Consider the following 19,619-nt stretch of genomic DNA (forward strand, 5'->3'; position numbering starts at 1 on the left):
CGGTTTTACTTAGTTAATGTTGTATTGTTGCCACTGTTGCGACGCATCCTGCGTTTAAGACGTTTAATAAACCGCGCCACTTTCCATGCGCGCTTAATGCAGTAGCCGTACAGGAAAAACGCTAGCAAGAATAATACCAACATGACCCATTCAGGGATGAAATGAGCATATTCCGCAGCCACCCCAATTGCCGCCAGAATAGCGGCAGCCAGAGTAATCAGCACAAACGCCTGACGTGAAGTAAAACCGGCACGCATGATGAGATGGTGAATATGCTGGCGATCGGGAGAGAAAGGACTCATTCCTTTACGCAGACGACGATACATAATCGCCACCATATCCATTAGCGGAATGGCAATAATCCACAGCGCTGTTACCGGGCTAATCGGGTGAGTTTTACCCTGAGTGGTCTCCAGCAAAATCCAGATAACGGTAAAGCCGATCAGCGTACTGCCCGCATCACCCATAAACACTTTATAGCGACGACCGAGCGCACCGAGATTTAAGAGGATATAAGGCAGAATGGCGGCAATCATGGCAAAACACCACATCGACAGGCTGTACTGACCATCGAACCATAAAATGATGCCGATTGCGGCAAACGAAACCGACGACAATCCACCGAGCAGGCCGTCAATACCATCCACCATGTTGAAAGCATTTATCGCCGCCCAGACGGCAAACAGTGTCAGGAAGAAGCCAAAGGGCCCCAGTACTAACTCCCAGGGTCCGAACACATAACCGAGGCTTCTCAGATATAGCCCACCAACGACCATCATGATAACGCCAATGGCGGCCTGGACGGTGGCGCGAATTTTTACCGCGATATCGAACCGATCATCCAGCGCCCCGACTAACACCAGGACACCGGCGCAGGCAAGGTAGAGGGCGGCGTGTGGAATATAATAATCCGCAATACCAAACGTGAAACAGATACCAGCGTAAACAGAAATCCCTCCAACCAGAGGAATAAGTCCCTGATGACGTTTACGAAAATTAGGCTTATCCACCAACCCTATTCTTTTGGCCACCTTACGCGCGATGAACAAAAAACAGGTTGTGAATAAAAAAATACTGATTAGCTCAGTAACGGCGGTGAGTAGATTCACAATGGATTGCTCTCAACAAAAGTTAGTCCCGGAAGTATAACCATGAAGCCCCTGCCTCAGAAGTAATAAAGAAGGCTTCTTACAACTCCCTTTGTATATTTTTCAATCAATTATTTCGTTAACTGCACAAACAGTCTTATTGTCGCACTGACTGGTCTGAAATGGGAGTCTGCATTAATAGCGTATAAGCCATAAAAGAAAAACGCCACGTAAAAACGTGGCGCTTGCTGGCTTTATTTGCGTTACGAGCGTTTCATCATATCGAAGAAATCGTCGTTAGTTTTGGTCATCGCCAGTTTGTTAATGAGGAACTCCATTGCGTCGATTTCACCCATTGGATGGATGATTTTGCGCAGGATCCACATTTTCTGCAGCTCTTCCTGGGTGGTGAGCAGCTCTTCTTTACGGGTACCGGAACGGTTGTAGTCGATAGCCGGGAAGACGCGTTTCTCAGCAATTTTACGAGAGAGGTGCAGTTCCATGTTACCTGTACCTTTAAACTCTTCGTAAATAACTTCGTCCATTTTGGAACCCGTATCGATCAGCGCCGTAGCGATGATGGTCAGGCTGCCGCCCTCTTCCACGTTACGTGCCGCACCGAAGAAGCGTTTTGGACGATGCAGGGCGTTAGCGTCCACACCCCCCGTCAGCACTTTACCGGAAGCTGGAACGACGGTGTTGTAGGCACGCGCCAGACGGGTGATGGAGTCGAGCAGGATGATAACGTCTTTCTTGTGTTCAACCAGGCGTTTCGCCTTCTCGATAACCATTTCCGCAACCTGAACGTGGCGAGATGCGGGTTCGTCAAAGGTAGAAGCAACCACTTCACCTTTAACCAGACGCTGCATCTCGGTCACTTCTTCCGGACGTTCGTCAATCAGCAGTACCATCAGTACGCAGTCTGGATGGTTATAAGCGATGCTCTGCGCGATATTCTGCAGCAGCATGGTTTTACCCGCTTTTGGCGGTGCGACGATCAGACCACGCTGTCCACGACCGATTGGCGATGCCAGATCCAGGACGCGAGCGGTTAAATCTTCAGTTGAGCCGTTACCACGCTCCATGCGCAGGCGAGAGTTCGCGTGCAGCGGCGTTAAGTTCTCAAACAGGATCTTATTACGGGAGTTTTCCGGTTTGTCGAAGTTAACTTCATTCACTTTCAACAGCGCAAAGTAGCGTTCACCCTCTTTTGGAGGACGAATCTTACCTGAAATGGTGTCACCAGTGCGGAGGTTGAAACGGCGGATTTGGCTAGGGGATACGTAGATGTCGTCAGGGCCGGCGAGGTAGGAGCTGTCTGCAGAGCGGAGGAAACCAAATCCGTCTTGCAATATCTCCAGCACACCGTCGCCAAAGATATCTTCGCCACTCTTAGCGTGCTGCTTCAGGATGGCGAAAATGATGTCCTGCTTGCGCATACGAGCCTGGTTTTCCAGCCCCATATTTTCGCCGAGAGTGATCAGCTCAGAAACCGGCGTATTCTTTAATTCGGTAAGATTCATAATGGTGTGGGTTCTTAAACTCGGGGTGATACTCGAACTTAATGTTGTGAATGGTATGGCAGGGTCATCCATGCCTGTTTAGCGGCCATCAACTCATGTCTGTTCGCTGTCTGGTCACAGGGAAAAAACGCAGAACTGAAACGACAAGACGGATTGAGTGACAAGCCCGGAATTTAGCAACTTCACGCACTGTTTGTGTCAACAACGGGAAGTATCGGGTAAAACAAGATTCAAACAACAAGATATGTTTAAAACGAAGTCATAGCTAACTTAGCACGACTTCAGCCGGGCGTCCAGAGTTCCACATAATTTAGGCGCTCTGGACGCGCAGCAAAGAAACCTTACGCCAGGTTAGCGTCGAGGAACTCTTTCAGTTGACCTTTGGACAGTGCGCCCACTTTGGTCGCTGCCACTTCGCCGTTTTTGAACAGCAGCAGGGTCGGAATGCCACGGATACCGTATTTTGGTGCGGTGCCCGGGTTCTGGTCGATGTTCAGCTTGGCAACGGTCAGTTTGCCCTGATATTCGTCAGCGATCTCATCCAGAATCGGGGCGATCATTTTGCAAGGACCACACCATTCAGCCCAGAAATCGACGAGTGTCAGCCCGTCAGCCTTAAGTACGTCCGTGTCAAAACTGTCGTCAGTCAGGTGAATAATTTTATCGCTCATATATAACTCCACAGGAATAAGCCTGGTGCGTTGGTTTCGCCCTCATCAACGACGTGTTGATGTCGCATTAACCAACTAAAGGTTGACTTTATTTCACCGGATACGCTTTCGTAAAGCAATAGTAAGCTGATATTCTACCACACTATGAGCAAAACACATTTAACAGAACAGAAGTTTTCCGACTTCGCCCTGCACCCAAAAGTGATCGAAGCCCTTGAAAATAAAGGGTTTCATAACTGCACGCCCATTCAGGCTCTCGCCCTGCCGCTGACGCTGGCGGGACGTGACGTAGCAGGGCAGGCGCAAACCGGTACTGGCAAAACGATGGCGTTTTTAACGTCAACGTTTCATTATTTACTTTCTCATCCAGCGATTGCAGACCGCAAAGTTAACCAGCCGCGCGCGCTAATTATGGCCCCGACGCGAGAACTGGCGGTACAGATCCACGCAGACGCTGAACCCCTGATGCAGGCTACGGGCCTGAAAATCGGCCTGGCTTATGGCGGCGATGGTTACGATAAGCAGCTGAAAGTGCTGGAAAGCGGTGTGGATATCCTGATCGGTACCACCGGCCGTCTTATCGACTACGCAAAACAGAACCACATTAACCTTGGTGCCATCCAGGTTGTGGTGCTGGATGAAGCTGATCGTATGTACGATCTGGGCTTCATTAAAGATATCCGCTGGCTGTTCCGCCGCATGCCACCCGCGAATCAGCGCCTCAACATGCTGTTCTCTGCGACCCTGTCGTATCGCGTACGCGAACTGGCATTCGAGCAGATGAACAACGCCGAATATGTGGAAGTGGAACCCGAGCAGAAAACCGGCCACCGTATCAAAGAAGAACTCTTCTATCCTTCCAATGAAGAGAAAATGCGTCTGCTGCAAACGCTGATCGAAGAAGAGTGGCCAGACCGCGCCATTATCTTCGCGAACACCAAGCACCGCTGTGAAGATATCTGGGGCCATCTGGCTGCAGACGGTCACCGCGTTGGCCTGCTGACGGGCGATGTTGCGCAGAAAAAACGCCTGCGTATTCTTGAAGAATTCACCCGTGGCGATCTCGATATTCTGGTCGCCACCGACGTCGCAGCGCGCGGCCTGCACATTCCAGCCGTTACGCACGTCTTTAACTATGACCTGCCGGATGACTGCGAAGACTATGTACACCGTATCGGTCGTACCGGTCGTGCGGGTGCAAGCGGCCACTCTATCAGCCTCGCGTGTGAAGAGTATGCGCTGAACCTGCCGGCGATTGAGACGTACATCGGCCATTCTATTCCGGTGAGTAAGTACAACCCGGATGCGCTATTAAGCGAACTGCCGCCGGCTAAGCGCCTTACCCGCGCCCGCTCCGGCAATGGCCCGCGTCGATCTGGCGCGCCGCGTAATCGTCGTCGCTCAGGTTAAACAATTATGCTCAGCTCCACCTCGCTTTATGCGGCAATTGATCTCGGTTCGAATAGTTTTCATATGCTGGTTGTGCGCGAGGTGGCGGGAAGCATACAAACGCTGACGCGCATTAAGCGCAAGGTCCGCCTCGCGGCGGGCCTGAGCAGCGATAATCACCTCTCTCCTGAAGCCATGGAACGTGGCTGGCAGTGCCTGCGACTCTTTGCAGAGCGTCTGCAGGATATCCCGCATTCCCAAATCACCGTCGTCGCCACTGCAACACTCCGCCTGGCGGTTAACGCCGTGGATTTTATTGCCAAAGCGCAGGAAATTCTCGGTTGTCCGGTGCAGGTTATCAGCGGTGAAGAAGAAGCGCGCCTGATTTATCAGGGCGTTGCGCACACCACGGGAGGCGACGATCGTCGTCTGGTTGTGGATATCGGGGGCGCCAGTACCGAACTCGTGACCGGCACCGGTGCGCAGGCAACGTCGCTATTCAGCCTGTCGATGGGTTGCGTAACCTGGCTTGAGCGCTACTTTACTGACCGCAATCTGGGTCAGGAAAACTTCGACGAGGCGGAAACTGCCGCACGCGAGGTGTTACGCCCGGTGATGGACGAACTGCGCTACCACGGCTGGAAAGTCTGCGTGGGGGCCTCCGGTACCGTGCAGGCATTGCAGGAAATTATGATGGCGCAGGGCATGGATGAGCGGATCACGCTTGCCAAGCTTCAGCAGCTTAAACAGCGTGCCATTCAGTGCGGACGTCTGGAAGAGCTGGAAATTGAAGGCCTGACGCTTGAACGCGCGCTGGTATTCCCGAGCGGGCTCGCGATCCTGATCGCCATTTTCACCGAGCTGAACATCACATGTATGACGCTGGCGGGCGGCGCGCTGCGTGAAGGTCTGGTCTACGGGATGTTGCACCTGTCGGTCGATCAGGACATTCGCAGCCGTACCCTGCGAAACGTGCAGCGTCGTTTCCTGGTTGATATCGATCAGGCAGGCCGCGTGGCACAGCTGGCGTCACGCTTCGCCGATCATGTGGCTAATGCCTGGGATCTGGACCCTTTGAGTCGCGATCTGCTGCTAAGTGCCTGTGCACTGCATGAAATCGGGCTGAGCATTGATTTTAAACAGGCTCCGGCTCATGCCGCTTATCTGGTGCGTAACCTCGATTTACCCGGCTATACCCCTGCGCAGAAAAAGTTGCTGGCAACGCTGCTGCTGAACCAGACCAATGCCGTTGACCTCTCCTCTTTGCATCAGCAAAACGCCGTACCGCCGCGCGTAGCCGAGCATATGTGCCGCCTGCTGCGTCTGGCTATTCTGTTTGCCAGCCGCCGCCGCGATGATTTGCTGCCGGCACTCAATCTGGTGGCGGATGACGAAAAACTTTCGCTGACGTTGCCGGAAAACTGGCTGGATAATCATCCGCTTGGGGCGGAGATGGTCGAGCAGGAGTGTCAGTGGCAGAGCTACGTACACTGGGTGCTTGAGGTGAAATAACAGGACGGACACGCCCGGTAGCGCTACGCTTGCCGGGCGTGTAACAACCTACCCTTTCTCTTTGGCTTTCGCCAGCATGGCGCGGATGTTAGCGACGTTCGCCTGCCCCTTATGCATCCGCTCTTCAGCCGTAATCACTTTACGCTCCTGCTCCCAGATGAGGTCGTCCTGCGGAAGCTCCAGCAGGAAACGGCTCGGCTCCGGGCGCACCAGTTCGCCATACTGTCTACGCTCTTTGCACAGCGTGAAGGTCAGCTCTTTCTGAGCGCGCGTGATGCCTACATAGGCCAGACGGCGCTCCTCATCGACGTTATCTTCATCAATGCTGCTCTGGTGCGGCAGTAACCCCTCTTCCATGCCAACCAGATAGACATACGGGAATTCCAGACCTTTTGACGCATGCAGCGTCATCAGCTGAACCTGATCGGCCTCTTCTTCGCTCTCGCCGCGCTCCATCATATCGCGCAGGGTAAAGCGGGTAACCACCTGCGTCAGGGTCATCGGTTCATCAATCTCCGATCCTTCCAGCATTTCAGTCATCCAGCTGAACAGCTGGTTAACGTTTTTCATGCGCATCTCGGCCGCTTTCGGACTGGCGGAGGTTTCATACAGCCAGGACTCGTAGTCGATACCGTGGATAAGGTCGCGCACGGCGGCGATAGGTTCGCGCTCTGCCAGCCGCTGCACTTCACCAAGCCAGTGGGTAAAGCGGGTTAATGAATCGTAGCCGCGTCCGGTGAGCGTCTGGCTCAGCCCCATATCGAAGCTGGCGGTAAACAGACTCTTATTACGCGTCATCGCCCACTCGCCAAGCTTTTGTAGCGTCGCCGGGCCAATTTCCCGTTTCGGGGTATTCACGATACGCAGAAACGCGCTGTCATCATCCGGGTTAGTGAGCACACGCAGGTAGGCCAGAAGATCTTTGATTTCGGGCCGCGAGAAGAAGGAGGTCCCGCCCGAAATTTTGTACGGGATGCGGTTTTGCATCAGCATCTTTTCAAAGACGCGTGACTGGTGGTTGCCGCGATAGAGGATCGCGTAGTCTTTGTATTCGGTTTTATTGACGAAGTGGTGGGCGATGAGTTCGCCTGTGACCCGCTCCGCTTCGTGCTCTTCATTGTTGGCGCTGAGCACTTTTAGCTCTGTACCGTAACCCAGTTCGGAGAACAGGCGTTTTTCGAACACGTGCGGGTTGTTGGCGATCAGGATATTCGCGGCTTTAAGGATACGTCCGGAGGAACGGTAGTTCTGCTCCAGTTTGATCACCTGCAGCGCCGGGAAATCTTTACTCAGCAGGACCAGGTTTTGCGGACGCGCACCGCGCCAGGAGTAAATGGACTGATCGTCATCACCGACCACCGTGAAACGCGCGCGCTGTCCCACCAGCAGTTTCACCAGTTCATACTGGCTGGTATTGGTGTCCTGATACTCATCCACCAGCAGGTAGCGGATTTTATTCTGCCAGCGCTCACGCACCTCTTCATTACGCTGCAGCAGTAGCGTGGGAAGCAGGATCAGGTCGTCGAAATCCAGTACGTTACAGGCTTTCATATGCGCATCGTACAGACCGTAGCAGTGGGCGAAGATCCGATCCCGCTCGCCTTTGGCGATCGCCGCGGCCTGGGCCGGGGTCATCAGATCGTTTTTCCAGTTGGAGATCGTCGAGATCAGCTGTTGCAGCAGAACCTTATCATCTTCGATCAGCCCCTCGGTGAGCTCCTTGAGCAGGGCCACCTGGTCGGTATCGTCAAACAGTGAGAAGTTGGATTTCATCCCCAGCGCGGCGTATTCACGTTTGATGATATCCAGCCCCAGCGTATGGAAGGTGGAAATCATCAGACCGCGCGCCTCTTTACGCCCCAGCGTCTGGCCGACACGCTCTTTCATCTCGCGCGCTGCTTTGTTGGTGAACGTCACCGCCGCGATGTGGCGAGCCTGATACCCGCAGCCGCGGATCAGGTGGGCAATCTTATTGGTGATGACGCGCGTTTTGCCGGATCCCGCGCCCGCCAGCACCAGACAGGGTCCAGTGACAAATTCGACGGCTTGTTGTTGTCCGGGGTTTAAACGCATAAATGATCACTCAATGAAAGTCAGGAGGGGAGAATAACAGCGTGGTAGTATAGCGAGCCTAATCCATACCACTCAAGGCACGATCATGGCAAAAACCGCGGCAGCACTGCATATCCTTGTAAAAGAAGAAAAACTGGCTCTGGATCTTCTCGAGCAGATCAAAAACGGCGCCGACTTCGGCAAGCTGGCGAAGAAACACTCTATTTGTCCGTCAGGTAAACGCGGCGGTGATTTAGGTGAATTCCGTCAGGGTCAAATGGTTCCGGCGTTCGATAAAGTGGTCTTTTCCTGCCCGGTGCTGGAACCCACAGGCCCACTGCACACGCAGTTTGGCTATCATGTTATTAAGGTTCTGTACCGCAAATAACAGCAAGGCCTTCTCTGAGAGAAGGCCTTGTACGTTTAGTCAGGTCAGGGCATCAGCCCGCCCGGTTATTAACCTGCTACCGCGATACGTTTCATATCGGTCATGTAGCCACGCAGTTTCTGACCCACTTTCTCGATTTCATGGCCGCGAATGGCTTCGTTTACATCGCGCAGCTGCGCGTTATCCACAGCACCTTCCGCAATCGCTTTGCCCAGATCGCCCGGCTGCAGGGTTGTCATGAACTCTTTCAGCAGCGGTACGCAAGCGTAAGAGAACAGGTAGTTACCGTACTCGGCGGTATCAGAGATAACCACGTTCATTTCGTACAGACGCTTACGGGCGATGGTGTTCGCAATCAGCGGCAGCTCGTGCAGTGATTCATAGTAGGCAGACTCTTCGATGATGCCGGAATCCACCATGGTTTCGAACGCCAGCTCAACGCCAGCTTTCACCATCGCAATCATCAGAACGCCTTTATCGAAGTACTCCTGCTCGCCGATTTTACCTTCAAACTGTGGGGCGGTTTCAAAAGCGGTTTTACCGGTCTCTTCACGCCAGGTCAGCAGTTTCTTATCGTCGTTAGCCCAGTCCGCCATCATGCCGGAAGAGAACTCGCCGGAGATAATGTCGTCCATATGTTTCTGGAACAGCGGTGCCATGATCGTTTTCAGCTGTTCAGACAGCGCGTAAGCACGCAGTTTCGCCGGGTTGGACAGACGGTCCATCATCAGCGTGATACCGCCCTGCTTCAGCGCTTCGGTGATCGTTTCCCAGCCGAACTGAATCAGTTTTTCTGCGTATGCCGGGTCTGTACCCTCCTCCACCAGCTTGTCGAAGCACAGCAGAGAGCCCGCCTGCAGCATACCGCACAGGATGGTTTGCTCACCCATCAGGTCAGATTTAACTTCCGCGACGAAAGACGATTCCAGAACGCCCGCACGGTGGCCACCCGTTGCTGCAGCCCATGCTTTGGCGATCGCCATACCTTCACCTTTCGGATCGTTTTCCGGGTGAACGGCGATAAGCGTTGGCACGCCGAAGCCACGTTTGTACTCTTCACGTACTTCTGTACCCGGGCACTTCGGTGCCACCATCACAACGGTGATGTCTTTACGGATCTGCTCGCCCACTTCAACGATGTTAAAGCCGTGGGAGTAACCCAACGCCGCCCCGTCTTTCATCAGCGGCTGCACGGAACGCACAACGTCAGAGTGCTGTTTGTCTGGCGTCAGGTTAACCACCAGGTCTGCCTGAGGGATAAGTTCTTCGTAGGTACCAACTTTAAAACCGTTTTCGGTCGCTTTGCGCCAGGACGCACGCTTCTCAGCAATCGCTTCTTTACGCAGGGCGTAGGAGATATCCAGACCGGAGTCACGCATGTTCAGGCCCTGGTTGAGACCCTGGGCGCCGCAGCCGACGATGACCACTTTTTTACCCTGAAGGTAGCTCGCGCCATCGGCAAATTCGTCGCGCGCCATAAAGCGGCATTTGCCCAGCTGCGCCAGCTGCTGGCGCAAATTCAGTGTATTAAAGTAGTTAGCCATAATGGACTCCGTGATGTTGTGTTGTTGTGCTTATTGTTCGGTTCGCTTTTGCGAGAATGAACTTACTATATGACAGGAAATTTATTGCGGAAATTGATATATTCACAACGTCACGTTGCAATATTTGCAATGTAAAAAGGGGGAGTGAAATCAGTGGATTTACGCGATCTGAAAATGTTCCTGCATCTGGCGGAAAGCCGTCACTTTGGGCGCAGCGCCCGGGCGATGCACGTCAGTCCCTCCACGCTTTCGCGCCAGATCCAGCGCCTTGAGGAAGACCTCGGCCAGCCTCTGTTTGTACGCGACAACCGTACCGTCACCCTGACGGAGGCCGGTGAGGAGTTACGGGTCTTTGCCCAACAAACGCTGCTGCAGTATCAGCAGCTGCGACACACCATTGACCAGAAAGGGCCATCGCTGTCCGGCGAGCTGCATATTTTCTGCTCCGTGACCGCGGCCTATAGCCATCTGCCGCCGATTCTTGACCGTTTTCGCGCAGAACAACCGTCGGTGGAAATTAAACTCACCACCGGTGATGCCGCCGACGCAATGGAAAAAGTGGTGACAGGCGAGGCGGATCTCGCCATTGCCGGGAAACCCGAAACCCTGCCAGGCGCTGTCGCGTTCTCAATGCTGGAGAACCTGGCGGTCGTGTTGATTGCCCCCGCGTTACCCTGCCCGGTGCGTAATCAGGTGTCGGTGGAAAAGCCAGACTGGTCAACGGTGCCTTTTATCATGGCCGATCAGGGGCCGGTGCGCCGTCGTATTGAGCTCTGGTTTCGTCGCCAGAAGATCAGCAACCCGTCGATTTACGCGACGGTTGGCGGCCATGAGGCGATGGTGTCAATGGTGGCGCTGGGCTGCGGCGTGGCACTGCTGCCGGAGGTGGTCCTGGAGAACAGCCCGGAACCGGTGCGTAATCGCGTGATGATTCTGGAGCGCAGCGACGAAAAAACGCCGTTTGAGCTTGGCGTGTGCGCACAAAAAAAGCGGCTGCAGGAGCCGCTTATTGATGCCTTCTGGCAGATACTGCCTAACCACTAGCCCGCCAGGAAGAACCTGAACGCCGGGTTATGGGTTTCATCGTGACACTCATAGCCCAGCTCGTTCAGCCGCGTTTCGAAATCAGGCTCGTGCTCGCCCAGTTCGAAGGCGGCCAGCACGCGTCCATAATCGGTACCATGGCTGCGGTAGTGGAACAGAGAGATGTTCCAGTGCGTGCCCAGCGTATGCAGGAATTTGAGCAACGCGCCCGGTGACTCCGGGAACTCGAAGCTGTAGAGACGTTCCTGCAGCGGCTTCGATGGACGCCCGCCCACCATGTAACGCACGTGCAGTTTCGCCATCTCATCGTCGGAGAGATCCACGACGCTGTAGCCACCTTCGTGGAGCAGGTGGAGGATCTCTTTACGCTCTTCCAGACCACGGCTTAACCGTACGCCGACAAAAATGCAGGCATCTCGGGCGTCGGCAAAACGGTAGTTAAACTCCGTGACTGAACGGCCGCCCAGCAGCTGACAAAACTTCAGGAAGCTGCCCTTCTCTTCCGGAATGGTAACCGCCAGCAGCGCTTCGCGTTGCTCACCCAGCTCGCAGCGTTCGGAAACATAGCGCAGACCGTGGAAGTTCACGTTGGCACCAGAAAGGACATGCGCCAGACGCTCGCCGCGGATGTTGTGCTGCGCGATGTATTTCTTCATCCCCGCCAGCGCCAGCGCGCCGGAAGGTTCCGCTACCGCACGCACATCTTCGAACAGATCTTTCATTGCGGCGCAAATGGCGTCGCTGTCGACGGTGATAATATCGTCGAGATACTCCTGGCAAAGACGGAAGGTTTCATCGCCAATGCGTTTAACCGCCACGCCTTCAGCAAACAGCCCGACGCGTGGTAAGTCCACCGGATGACCGGCATCCAGCGCCGCTTTCAGACAGGCCGAGTCTTCCGCCTCAACGGCAATCACTTTGATTTGCGGCATCAGCTGTTTGATCAGCACCGCTACGCCCGCCGCGAGGCCGCCACCGCCAACCGGCACGAAGACGCGGTCGAGATGCGCATCCTGCTGCAGCAGCTCAAGCGCCAGCGTCCCCTGTCCGGCAATGACCATCGGATGATCGAACGGCGGCACCCAGGTAAACCCCTGTTGCTGCGCCAGCTCTATCGCTTTGGCTTTGGCTTCGTCAAAGTTTGCGCCGTGGAGCAACACTTCACCGCCGAAACCGCGTACGGCATCCACTTTGATATCAGCAGTAGCAACCGGCATAACAATCAGCGCTTTCAGCCCCAGGCGCGCTGAGGAGAACGCGACGCCCTGCGCGTGGTTGCCCGCAGAGGCGGTAATCACCCCCCGCGCTTTTTGCTCGTCGGTCAACCCGGCCATCATTGCGTAGGCGCCACGCAGCTTGAAGCTGTGTACCGGCTGGCGGTCTTCGCGTTTCACCAGAATCACGTTGTCGAGGCGCGAGGAGAGTTTTTCCATCTTCTGCAGCGGCGTGACCTGTACGGCTTCATAGACCGGTGCACGTAGCACCGCCCTGAGGTATTCCGCCCCCTCAGGGGCGGCGGATAACGGTTGCGACTCGGCCATCATTAGCCCCCAAGTTTCGATTTGTCGCGCACCGCGCCTTTATCTGCACTGGTGGCAAGGCTCGCATAGGCACGCAGGGCGAAGGAGACGTCGCGCTGGCGATCTTTTGGCGTCCAGGCTTTGTCACCGCGAGCTTCCTGGGCTTCACGACGCGCCGCAATGTCCTGGTCGCTCAGTTTCAACTGAATACCGCGATTCGGGATATCAATTTCGATCAGATCGCCATCTTCAATAATCGCGATGTTGCCGCCGCTTGCCGCTTCCGGTGACACGTGGCCAATGGAGAGACCAGACGTACCGCCAGAAAAACGTCCGTCGGTGATCAGCGCACAGGCTTTACCGAGGCCCATGGATTTCAGGAAGGTGGTGGGATAGAGCATCTCCTGCATACCCGGCCCGCCTTTCGGCCCTTCGTAGCGAATGACAACCACGTCGCCTTCCACCACTTTGCCACCGAGAATAGCCTCTACCGCGTCGTCCTGGCTTTCGTACACTTTTGCCGGGCCGGTGAATTTGAGAATGCTGTCATCCACGCCTGCGGTTTTTACAATACAGCCGTTTTCTGCAAAGTTACCGTAGAGCACGGCCAGACCGCCGTCCTTACTGTAGGCATGTTCCAGTGAGCGAATGCAGCCTTCTGCGCGATCGTCATCCAGCGTGTCCCAGCGGCAATCCTGTGAGAAGGCCTGGGTGGTACGAATACCTGCCGGGCCGGCGCGGAACATCTTTTTCACCGCATCGTCTTTCGTGAGCATGACGTCGTATTTGTCCAGCGACTCCGGCAGCGTCAGGCCGAGCACGTTTTTGACGTTGCGGTTCAGCAGCCCGGCGCGATCCAGTTCACCGAGAATACCCAGTACGCCACCCGCACGGTGGACATCTTCCATGTGGTATTTCTGAGTACTCGGCGCAACTTTACAGAGCTGCGGTACTTTGCGGGACAGCTTGTCGATATCGCTCATGGTGAAGTCGATTTCAGCTTCCTGCGCAGCGGCCAGCAGGTGGAGAACGGTGTTGGTGGAACCGCCCATGGCGATATCCAGCGTCATGGCATTTTCAAACGCGGCTTTGCTGGCGATATTACGCGGCAGCGCGCTTTCATCATCTTGCTCGTAGTAGCGTTTGGTCAGCTCAACGATGCGTTTACCGGCATTGAGGAACAGCTGTTTACGGTCGGCGTGGGTCGCCAGCAGCGAGCCGTTGCCCGGCTGAGACAGACCCAGCGCTTCGGTCAGACAGTTCATGGAGTTCGCGGTGAACATACCTGAGCAGGAGCCACAGGTTGGGCACGCAGAACGTTCAACCTGATCGCTTTGCTCATCAGAAACTTTTGGATCCGCGCCCTGAATCATCGCATCGACCAGGTCGAGCTTGATGATTTTATCGGAAAGCTTGGTTTTACCCGCTTCCATTGGACCGCCGGAGACGAAGATCACCGGAATGTTCAGACGCAGGGAAGCCATCAGCATCCCTGGGGTAATTTTGTCGCAGTTGGAGATACAAACCATGGCATCCGCGCAATGGGCGTTCACCATATACTCCACCGAGTCGGCGATCAGCTCACGCGACGGCAGTGAATAGAGCATACCCCCGTGACCCATCGCGATACCGTCATCCACCGCAATGGTGTTGAACTCTTTCGCCACACCGCCGGAGGCTTCGATTTGCTCGGCAACGAGTTTGCCGAGATCGCGCAGGTGCACGTGGCCCGGCACAAACTGGGTGAAGGAGTTCACCACGGCGATAATAGGCTTACCGAAATCGGCGTCGGTCATCCCGGTGGCGCGCCACAGTGCGCGGGCACCTGCCATGTTACGGCCATGAGTGGTGGTGGCGGAACGATACTTAGGCATGCTTTATTTACTCCCGTCTGACTATTGAATGGGACGGTGCGTGCCGTCCCATATTTATGCTTATTGATTAACCTGATCCAGCCAGCCGTATTTATCTTCCGTTTCACCGGTGAAGAGGCCAAAGAAGGCTTGCTGAATACGTTTGGTGACCGGACCACAGCGGCCAGCACCAACCTGAATACCGTCTACGCTACGAACCGGCGTAATTTCCGCCGCGGTACCGGACATGAACACTTCATCGGCCAGGTACAGGGATTCGCGGGACAGGACCTGCTCACGGACTTCGATACCCAAATCTTTTGCCAGCTTGATGATGGCGTCACGGGTAATGCCCGGCAGAGCGGAAGAGGTAAATGGCGGCGTAAACAGAATGCCGTCTTTCACTTCGAACAGGTTTTCACCTGCACCTTCAGAGATATAGCCATTCACGTCCAGCGCGATACCTTCCTGATAACCGTGACGGCGCGCTTCGCTACCGACCAGCAGTGAGGAGAGGTAGTTACCGCCCGCTTTTGCCGCCGTCGGGATCGTGTTTGGTGCCACGCGGTTCCAGGAAGAAACCATTGCGTCGATCCCCTGCTCCAGAGCTTCAGCCCCCAGATAAGCACCCCAAGGGAACGCAGCAATGATCACATCGGTGGTATAACCGGCTGGCGGGTTCACGCCCATGCCCACATCACCTACAAACACCAGCGGACGAATATAGGCACTGGTGAGGTTGTTCTTACGAATCACGTCGCGGCAGGCTTCCATCAGCTCATCCACGCTCTGAGAAACCGGGAAACGATAAATTTTGGCTGAGTCATGCAGACGCTGCATGTGTTCGCGATGACGGAACACCACTGGCCCTTTGTGTGAGTCGTAGCAACGGATGCCTTCGAAGACAGAGGTACCGTAATGCAGCGCGTGGGACATAACGTGGACTTTCGCGTCCTCCCAGCGAACCATCTCACCATTGAACCAAATGTAATCAGCTTTTTTTGTCGTCATTTTCTCTTCCTGTCGCGCTTAAGCACGGATCTGTTGTGATGTGGTTGTGCTCTGGCAGATGGCAACATGTGCAACGTCTACCAGTTTTGTTAACTGACTAAACAGTAAGTCGACCGACCGCGGGCTGGCAACGGTTAATTCGATACTGATATTTTGAGCATCAGTGGCCGTCTCCATATTCATAGAGCAAATCTGAAAGCCACGGTGACGCACCACACGCAAAACGCGTTCTAATGTCTCTGGATTGAAGCGAGCCTGCACGGCGACCTGATGTTGCATCATGATAATTTCTCCAGCATTTGTGAGTTACTGGCACCTGGCGGTACCAACGGCCAGACATTCTCAAGCTCGTCGATTGAGACATGAAGCAGGTACGGCCCTTCGCTTGACAGCATGGTGTCGAGTGCCGCTTCAACCTGGTCTTTACGGGTGATGTGCTGGCCAGGGATACCAAAGGCGCTGGCCAGAATGAGGAAATCGGGGTTATCCGTCAGGGTAGTCTCACTATAGCGTTCCTGGAAAAACAGCTGTTGCCACTGACGAACCATTCCTAAACGCTGGTTATCGAGCAAGACGATTTTCAACGGTAACTGCTTGCGCTTAACGGTGCCCAGCTCCTGAACGTTCATCATGAAAGAGCCGTCACCGGAGATACAGATAACCGTATCGTTCGGGCGGGCAACCTGCGCCCCTACCGCGGCAGGGAGACCGAAGCCCATCGTCCCTAAGCCGCTGGAGGTAATGAAGTTTTCCGGGCGCGTGTAAGTCATGTGCTGCGCTGACCACATCTGGTGTTGGCCTACATCCGTCGTGACCACACAGTCTGCCGGTTTACGGTCGGACAATTGCTTTAACAGCAGTGGCGCATAGATGGCGTCACCAGGATGGTCGTAACGCCAGGTATGTTCAACGCGCATATCAGCGGTGTGCTGACGCCATGCGTCGATTTTCAGAGGCTGCTGTAAAGCCGGTAATAACGCGTTGAGATTGCCCTGCAGGGCCACATGCGCCTGACGCAGTTTGTTCATCTCCGCCGGGTCGATATCCATGTGGATCACGTTGGCATTCGGCGCGAAGGTATTCAGCTTGCCGGTGACACGATCATCAAAACGGGCACCTACGGCGATCAGCAAGTCACACGCCTGCACGGCCAGGTTCGCCGCTTTGGTACCGTGCATCCCCAGCATGCCCAGATAGTAAGGATAGTCAGCATCTACCGCGCCAAGACCTTTCAACGTACAGGTGGCGGGCATTTGCGTAACCGCGATGAATTCGCGCAGGGCGGGAACGGCCTGTGCCATACCAACCCCACCCCCTACGTACAACATCGGTTGTTTAGCGTGGGCAATCATCTGCCGCGCCTCTTCCACCGCGGCGTGCGGGAATGCATCGTCGCTTTCAACGGTGGAGAAGTGCGGTTCCAGATCGCCCAGAGCAACCTGGATATCTTTCGGGATATCAACCAGAACCGGTCCAGGGCGACCAGAGTTTGCCACCTCAAACGCCTCTGCCATCACACGCGGCAGCTCTTCCAGAGACTGAACGAGGAAGCTGTGTTTGGTGCAGGCCAGTGACAAGCCGAGCACGTCCACTTCCTGGAAGGCATCAGTACCAATGTGGGGCGAGGCCACCTGACCGGTGATGGCGACAACGGGAACGGAATCAAGCAGTGCATCCGCCAGGCCGGTGATCAGGTTTGTGGCACCCGGCCCTGAGGTTGCCATGCAGACACCGGTTTTACCGGTGGCACGTGCATAGCCAATGGCGGCCATCGCTGCGCCCTGCTCGTGTCGGCACAAGAGGTGTTCCACGCCGCCGTCATACAATGCATCGTAAATCGGCATTATTGCGCCCCCCGGATAACCGAAGACAGTGTCGACTCCCTGTGCGCGCAACGCATGTACTACCCACTGTGCACCATTCATAGTTAGTTCCCCGTCATAAATCGGGAGAAACAGAATTTTGTGCTATTAGTCATTCTCTGCTCCTCGTGTAAGTTTTTTAGTCATAAAAAAACCCCCGGACCTTTCGGTGCGGGGGTCTTAGTTCGTTAAGGCTTGATTTCTAAGCCTTTCCTCGTCCAAGTGCAGCCCCGCACGGTGGGATAATAATCACCACCACGCTAATCACGACCAGGCTAATCACTCGTAGAAGGGCTGTCATTTTCAGTTCTTTTTGCATCTTGTTCGAAGGAATACCTAAAGAGGTATCACAGTTTTTAAATCAAACACAAGATTTATTTATGGCTTGTTTCGTTAGTCTGCGAATCATATTTTCTGAACGTATTGTTTTATATGAAGAAATTAGATAGTGAATATTTTTCATTTTTTCAGCACGGACAGAGCGGCATGTCGCCTGTTCATTTTTTTGCGAGCAGGGTTCCACAGAAAAGAAAAGGTTACATCTTGACGTTAAAACCTCGGAAGAGGATGCGTAAATCCGCTAAATGTGGCTAAACATGCATATCGGTCACGGGCATAGTCATCTCCTGAGGAGGTGCTTATGTCACTGTCAGTTGTTTATACCCGAGCGGCCATTGGAGTAAAAGCACCGCTTATTTCGGTAGAAGTTCATCTCAGCAACGGGCTGCCCGGGCTGACGCTGGTTGGATTGCCGGAGACCACGGTAAAGGAAGCCAGAGATCGGGTGCGCAGTGCGATTATTAATAGCGGTTATACCTTTCCGGCAAAGAAAATCACCATCAACCTTGCGCCTGCAGACTTGCCTAAAGAGGGAGGGCGATATGATTTACCTATCGCTATAGCGCTCCTCGCCGCCTCTGAGCAGCTTAACAGCAGCAGACTAGGCGCATATGAGTTCATCGGTGAACTGGCGCTCACAGGCGCGCTGAGGGGCGTTCCTGGTGCCATCTCGGGTGCGCTGGAGGCCATTCGCGCAGGTCGACAAATCATTGTTGCCAATGAAAATGGTGCAGAAGTGAGCCTGATAGCCGAGAGAGGATGTCTGCTAGCCGGGCATTTACAGGAAGTATGCGCGTATCTTGAGGGGCAACATGTGCTGTCAGAGCCGGAAGAATCAGGCGATCCCCTGGCAGAAAGCCCGGACGATCTGAGCGATATTTACGGCCAGGAGCAGGGGAAGCGGGCGCTGGAAATCACCGCTGCCGGCGGACATAACCTGTTGTTGATTGGCCCACCGGGTACAGGAAAAACGATGCTGGCGAGCAGGTTGAATGGTTTACTGCCTCCACTTAATAACCATGAAGCGCTGGAAAGCGCGGCGATATTTAGTCTGGTGAGTTCAGTGTCATTGCAAAAACAGTGGCGACGTCGCCCGTTTCGCTCTCCGCACCACAGTGCCTCACTGGCGGCCATGGTCGGCGGTGGCACCATACCAGGGCCGGGAGAGATCTCTCTGGCGCATAACGGCATCCTGTTTCTGGATGAACTGCCTGAATTTGAACGCCGTGTTCTGGATGCGCTGAGGGAGCCCATCGAATCGGGTGAGATCCACATCTCCCGTGCACGCGCTAAAATAAGCTATCCCGCGCGGTTCCAGCTGGTAGCGGCAATGAACCCCAGCCCATCGGGCCATTATCAGGGAAACCACAATCGCTCCACGCCTGAACAGACGCTGCGCTACCTGGGGAAGTTATCTGGTCCTTTCCTGGATCGTTTCGATTTGTCGCTGGAAATCCCCTTGCCTCCTCCCGGCCTGCTCAGCCAGAGCAGCGCCAGAGGAGAGAGTACGGTGGAGGTTCGCGAGCGGGTTATCTCCGCGCAGGCCCGGCAGTATATGCGTCAACATAAGCTGAATGCCCGTCTGGATAACGCTGAGATTCGGCAGTTTTGTCCTCTTAAGACTGAAGATTCATGCTGGCTGGAGGATACGTTGACGCGCTTTGGGCTTTCCATTCGCGCATGGCAGCGTCTTATAAAAGTCGCCCGCACCATCGCCGATGTGGAAAAGTGCCCTGACATTGAGAGGCGGCATCTGCAGGAAGCGTTAAGCTATCGTGCGATCGATCGCTTGCTCCTGCACCTGCAAAAGTTACTGGCATAAA

The 19,619-nt window shown here is 54.7% G+C and carries 17 protein-coding genes; 5 read left to right on the plus strand and 12 right to left on the minus strand.

Annotated features, from left to right (window positions below; all coding sequences use genetic code 11):
* Window positions 1-5: 5 nt before the first annotated feature.
* The 3 genes from wecA to trxA all read right to left on the minus strand — a co-directional run bounded on the left by wecA (window position 6) and on the right by trxA (window position 3,282).
* Window positions 6-1,109, minus strand: coding sequence for a UDP-N-acetylglucosamine--undecaprenyl-phosphate N-acetylglucosaminephosphotransferase (wecA, locus tag ACN9MQ_RS21970; protein WP_014172155.1), 1,104 nt, complete (start codon window positions 1,107-1,109; stop codon window positions 6-8).
* A gap of 242 nt (window positions 1,110-1,351) precedes the next feature.
* A complete protein-coding gene (gene rho, locus ACN9MQ_RS21975; protein ID WP_008501566.1) occupies window positions 1,352-2,611 on the minus strand; it encodes a transcription termination factor Rho in 1,260 nt (419 codons plus the stop codon).
* A 341-nt stretch (window positions 2,612-2,952) separates the two neighbouring features.
* Complete coding sequence (gene trxA, locus ACN9MQ_RS21980) at window positions 2,953-3,282, minus strand: thioredoxin TrxA (RefSeq protein WP_004386384.1); 330 nt, start codon at window positions 3,280-3,282, stop codon at window positions 2,953-2,955.
* 144 nt (window positions 3,283-3,426) lie between these two features.
* Between trxA and rhlB the strand changes: the two genes are divergently transcribed.
* Together rhlB and gppA are read left to right on the plus strand one after the other, a co-directional pair.
* The gene (gene rhlB, locus ACN9MQ_RS21985; RefSeq protein ID WP_014172158.1) at window positions 3,427-4,692 is read left to right on the plus strand and encodes an ATP-dependent RNA helicase RhlB; all 1,266 of its coding nucleotides are present in this window, start codon (window positions 3,427-3,429) and stop codon (window positions 4,690-4,692) included.
* A gap of 6 nt (window positions 4,693-4,698) precedes the next feature.
* Entirely contained in the window at window positions 4,699-6,183 is a 1,485-nt protein-coding gene (gene gppA / locus ACN9MQ_RS21990) for a guanosine-5'-triphosphate,3'-diphosphate diphosphatase (protein ID WP_073397810.1), read from the plus strand.
* A 48-nt stretch (window positions 6,184-6,231) separates the two neighbouring features.
* Here gppA and rep read toward each other — a convergent pair whose 3' ends face one another.
* Entirely contained in the window at window positions 6,232-8,256 is a 2,025-nt protein-coding gene (gene rep, locus ACN9MQ_RS21995; RefSeq protein ID WP_014172160.1) for a DNA helicase Rep, read from the minus strand.
* Between the two features lie 85 nt (window positions 8,257-8,341).
* On the opposite strand from rep, the gene ppiC reads away from it, so the two are divergent.
* Window positions 8,342-8,623, plus strand: a complete 282-nt coding sequence (gene ppiC, locus ACN9MQ_RS22000; protein WP_008501570.1) for a peptidylprolyl isomerase PpiC — start codon at window positions 8,342-8,344, stop codon at window positions 8,621-8,623.
* Between the two features lie 68 nt (window positions 8,624-8,691).
* On the opposite strand, the gene ilvC is transcribed toward ppiC, so the two are convergent.
* On the minus strand, window positions 8,692-10,167 hold the full coding sequence (gene ilvC, locus ACN9MQ_RS22005; RefSeq protein ID WP_014172161.1) for a ketol-acid reductoisomerase: 1,476 nt from the start codon (window positions 10,165-10,167) through the stop codon (window positions 8,692-8,694).
* Window positions 10,168-10,320: 153 nt separating this feature from the next.
* Here ilvC and ilvY point away from each other — a divergent pair, with 153 nt between their 5' ends.
* Window positions 10,321-11,211: an HTH-type transcriptional activator IlvY gene (gene ilvY, locus ACN9MQ_RS22010; RefSeq protein ID WP_020882896.1), complete on the plus strand. Its 891-nt coding sequence runs from the start codon at window positions 10,321-10,323 to the stop codon at window positions 11,209-11,211.
* Here the strand turns inward: ilvY and ilvA are convergent.
* The 7 genes from ilvA to ilvL form a co-directional block, all read right to left on the minus strand.
* A complete protein-coding gene (gene ilvA / locus ACN9MQ_RS22015; RefSeq protein WP_025202773.1) occupies window positions 11,208-12,752 on the minus strand; it encodes a threonine ammonia-lyase, biosynthetic in 1,545 nt (514 codons plus the stop codon). The genes ilvY and ilvA overlap by 4 nt on opposite strands.
* Window positions 12,753-12,754: 2 nt before the next feature.
* Window positions 12,755-14,605, minus strand: a complete 1,851-nt coding sequence (gene ilvD, locus ACN9MQ_RS22020) for a dihydroxy-acid dehydratase (protein ID WP_014172164.1) — start codon at window positions 14,603-14,605, stop codon at window positions 12,755-12,757.
* A gap of 60 nt (window positions 14,606-14,665) precedes the next feature.
* Window positions 14,666-15,595 carry a branched-chain-amino-acid transaminase gene (ilvE, locus tag ACN9MQ_RS22025; protein WP_025202772.1) on the minus strand — a complete coding sequence of 310 codons (930 nt, stop codon included), beginning with the start codon at window positions 15,593-15,595 and terminating at the stop codon, window positions 14,666-14,668.
* A gap of 18 nt (window positions 15,596-15,613) precedes the next feature.
* A complete protein-coding gene (gene ilvM / locus ACN9MQ_RS22030; protein WP_014172166.1) occupies window positions 15,614-15,877 on the minus strand; it encodes an acetolactate synthase 2 small subunit in 264 nt (87 codons plus the stop codon).
* On the minus strand, window positions 15,874-17,520 hold the full coding sequence (gene ilvG / locus ACN9MQ_RS22035) for an acetolactate synthase 2 catalytic subunit (RefSeq protein ID WP_251885117.1): 1,647 nt from the start codon (window positions 17,518-17,520) through the stop codon (window positions 15,874-15,876). The genes ilvM and ilvG overlap by 4 nt, the downstream gene beginning before the upstream one ends.
* Before the next feature lie 2 nt (window positions 17,521-17,522).
* Window positions 17,523-17,573 (minus strand): peptide IlvX, encoded by a 51-nt coding sequence (gene ilvX / locus ACN9MQ_RS22040; RefSeq protein ID WP_102046757.1) that lies wholly within the window; start codon window positions 17,571-17,573, stop codon window positions 17,523-17,525.
* An 86-nt stretch (window positions 17,574-17,659) separates the two neighbouring features.
* Complete coding sequence (gene ilvL, locus ACN9MQ_RS22045) at window positions 17,660-17,758, minus strand: ilv operon leader peptide (protein WP_001311244.1); 99 nt, start codon at window positions 17,756-17,758, stop codon at window positions 17,660-17,662.
* Between the two features lie 339 nt (window positions 17,759-18,097).
* Between ilvL and ACN9MQ_RS22050 the strand changes: the two genes are divergently transcribed.
* A complete protein-coding gene (locus ACN9MQ_RS22050) occupies window positions 18,098-19,618 on the plus strand; it encodes a YifB family Mg chelatase-like AAA ATPase (RefSeq protein ID WP_032680082.1) in 1,521 nt (506 codons plus the stop codon).
* Window position 19,619 lies beyond the last annotated feature (1 nt).

It is taken from the genome of Enterobacter sp. R-25, assembly GCF_049913205.1.
Taxonomy (GTDB): Bacteria; Pseudomonadota; Gammaproteobacteria; order Enterobacterales; family Enterobacteriaceae; genus Enterobacter; species Enterobacter ludwigii.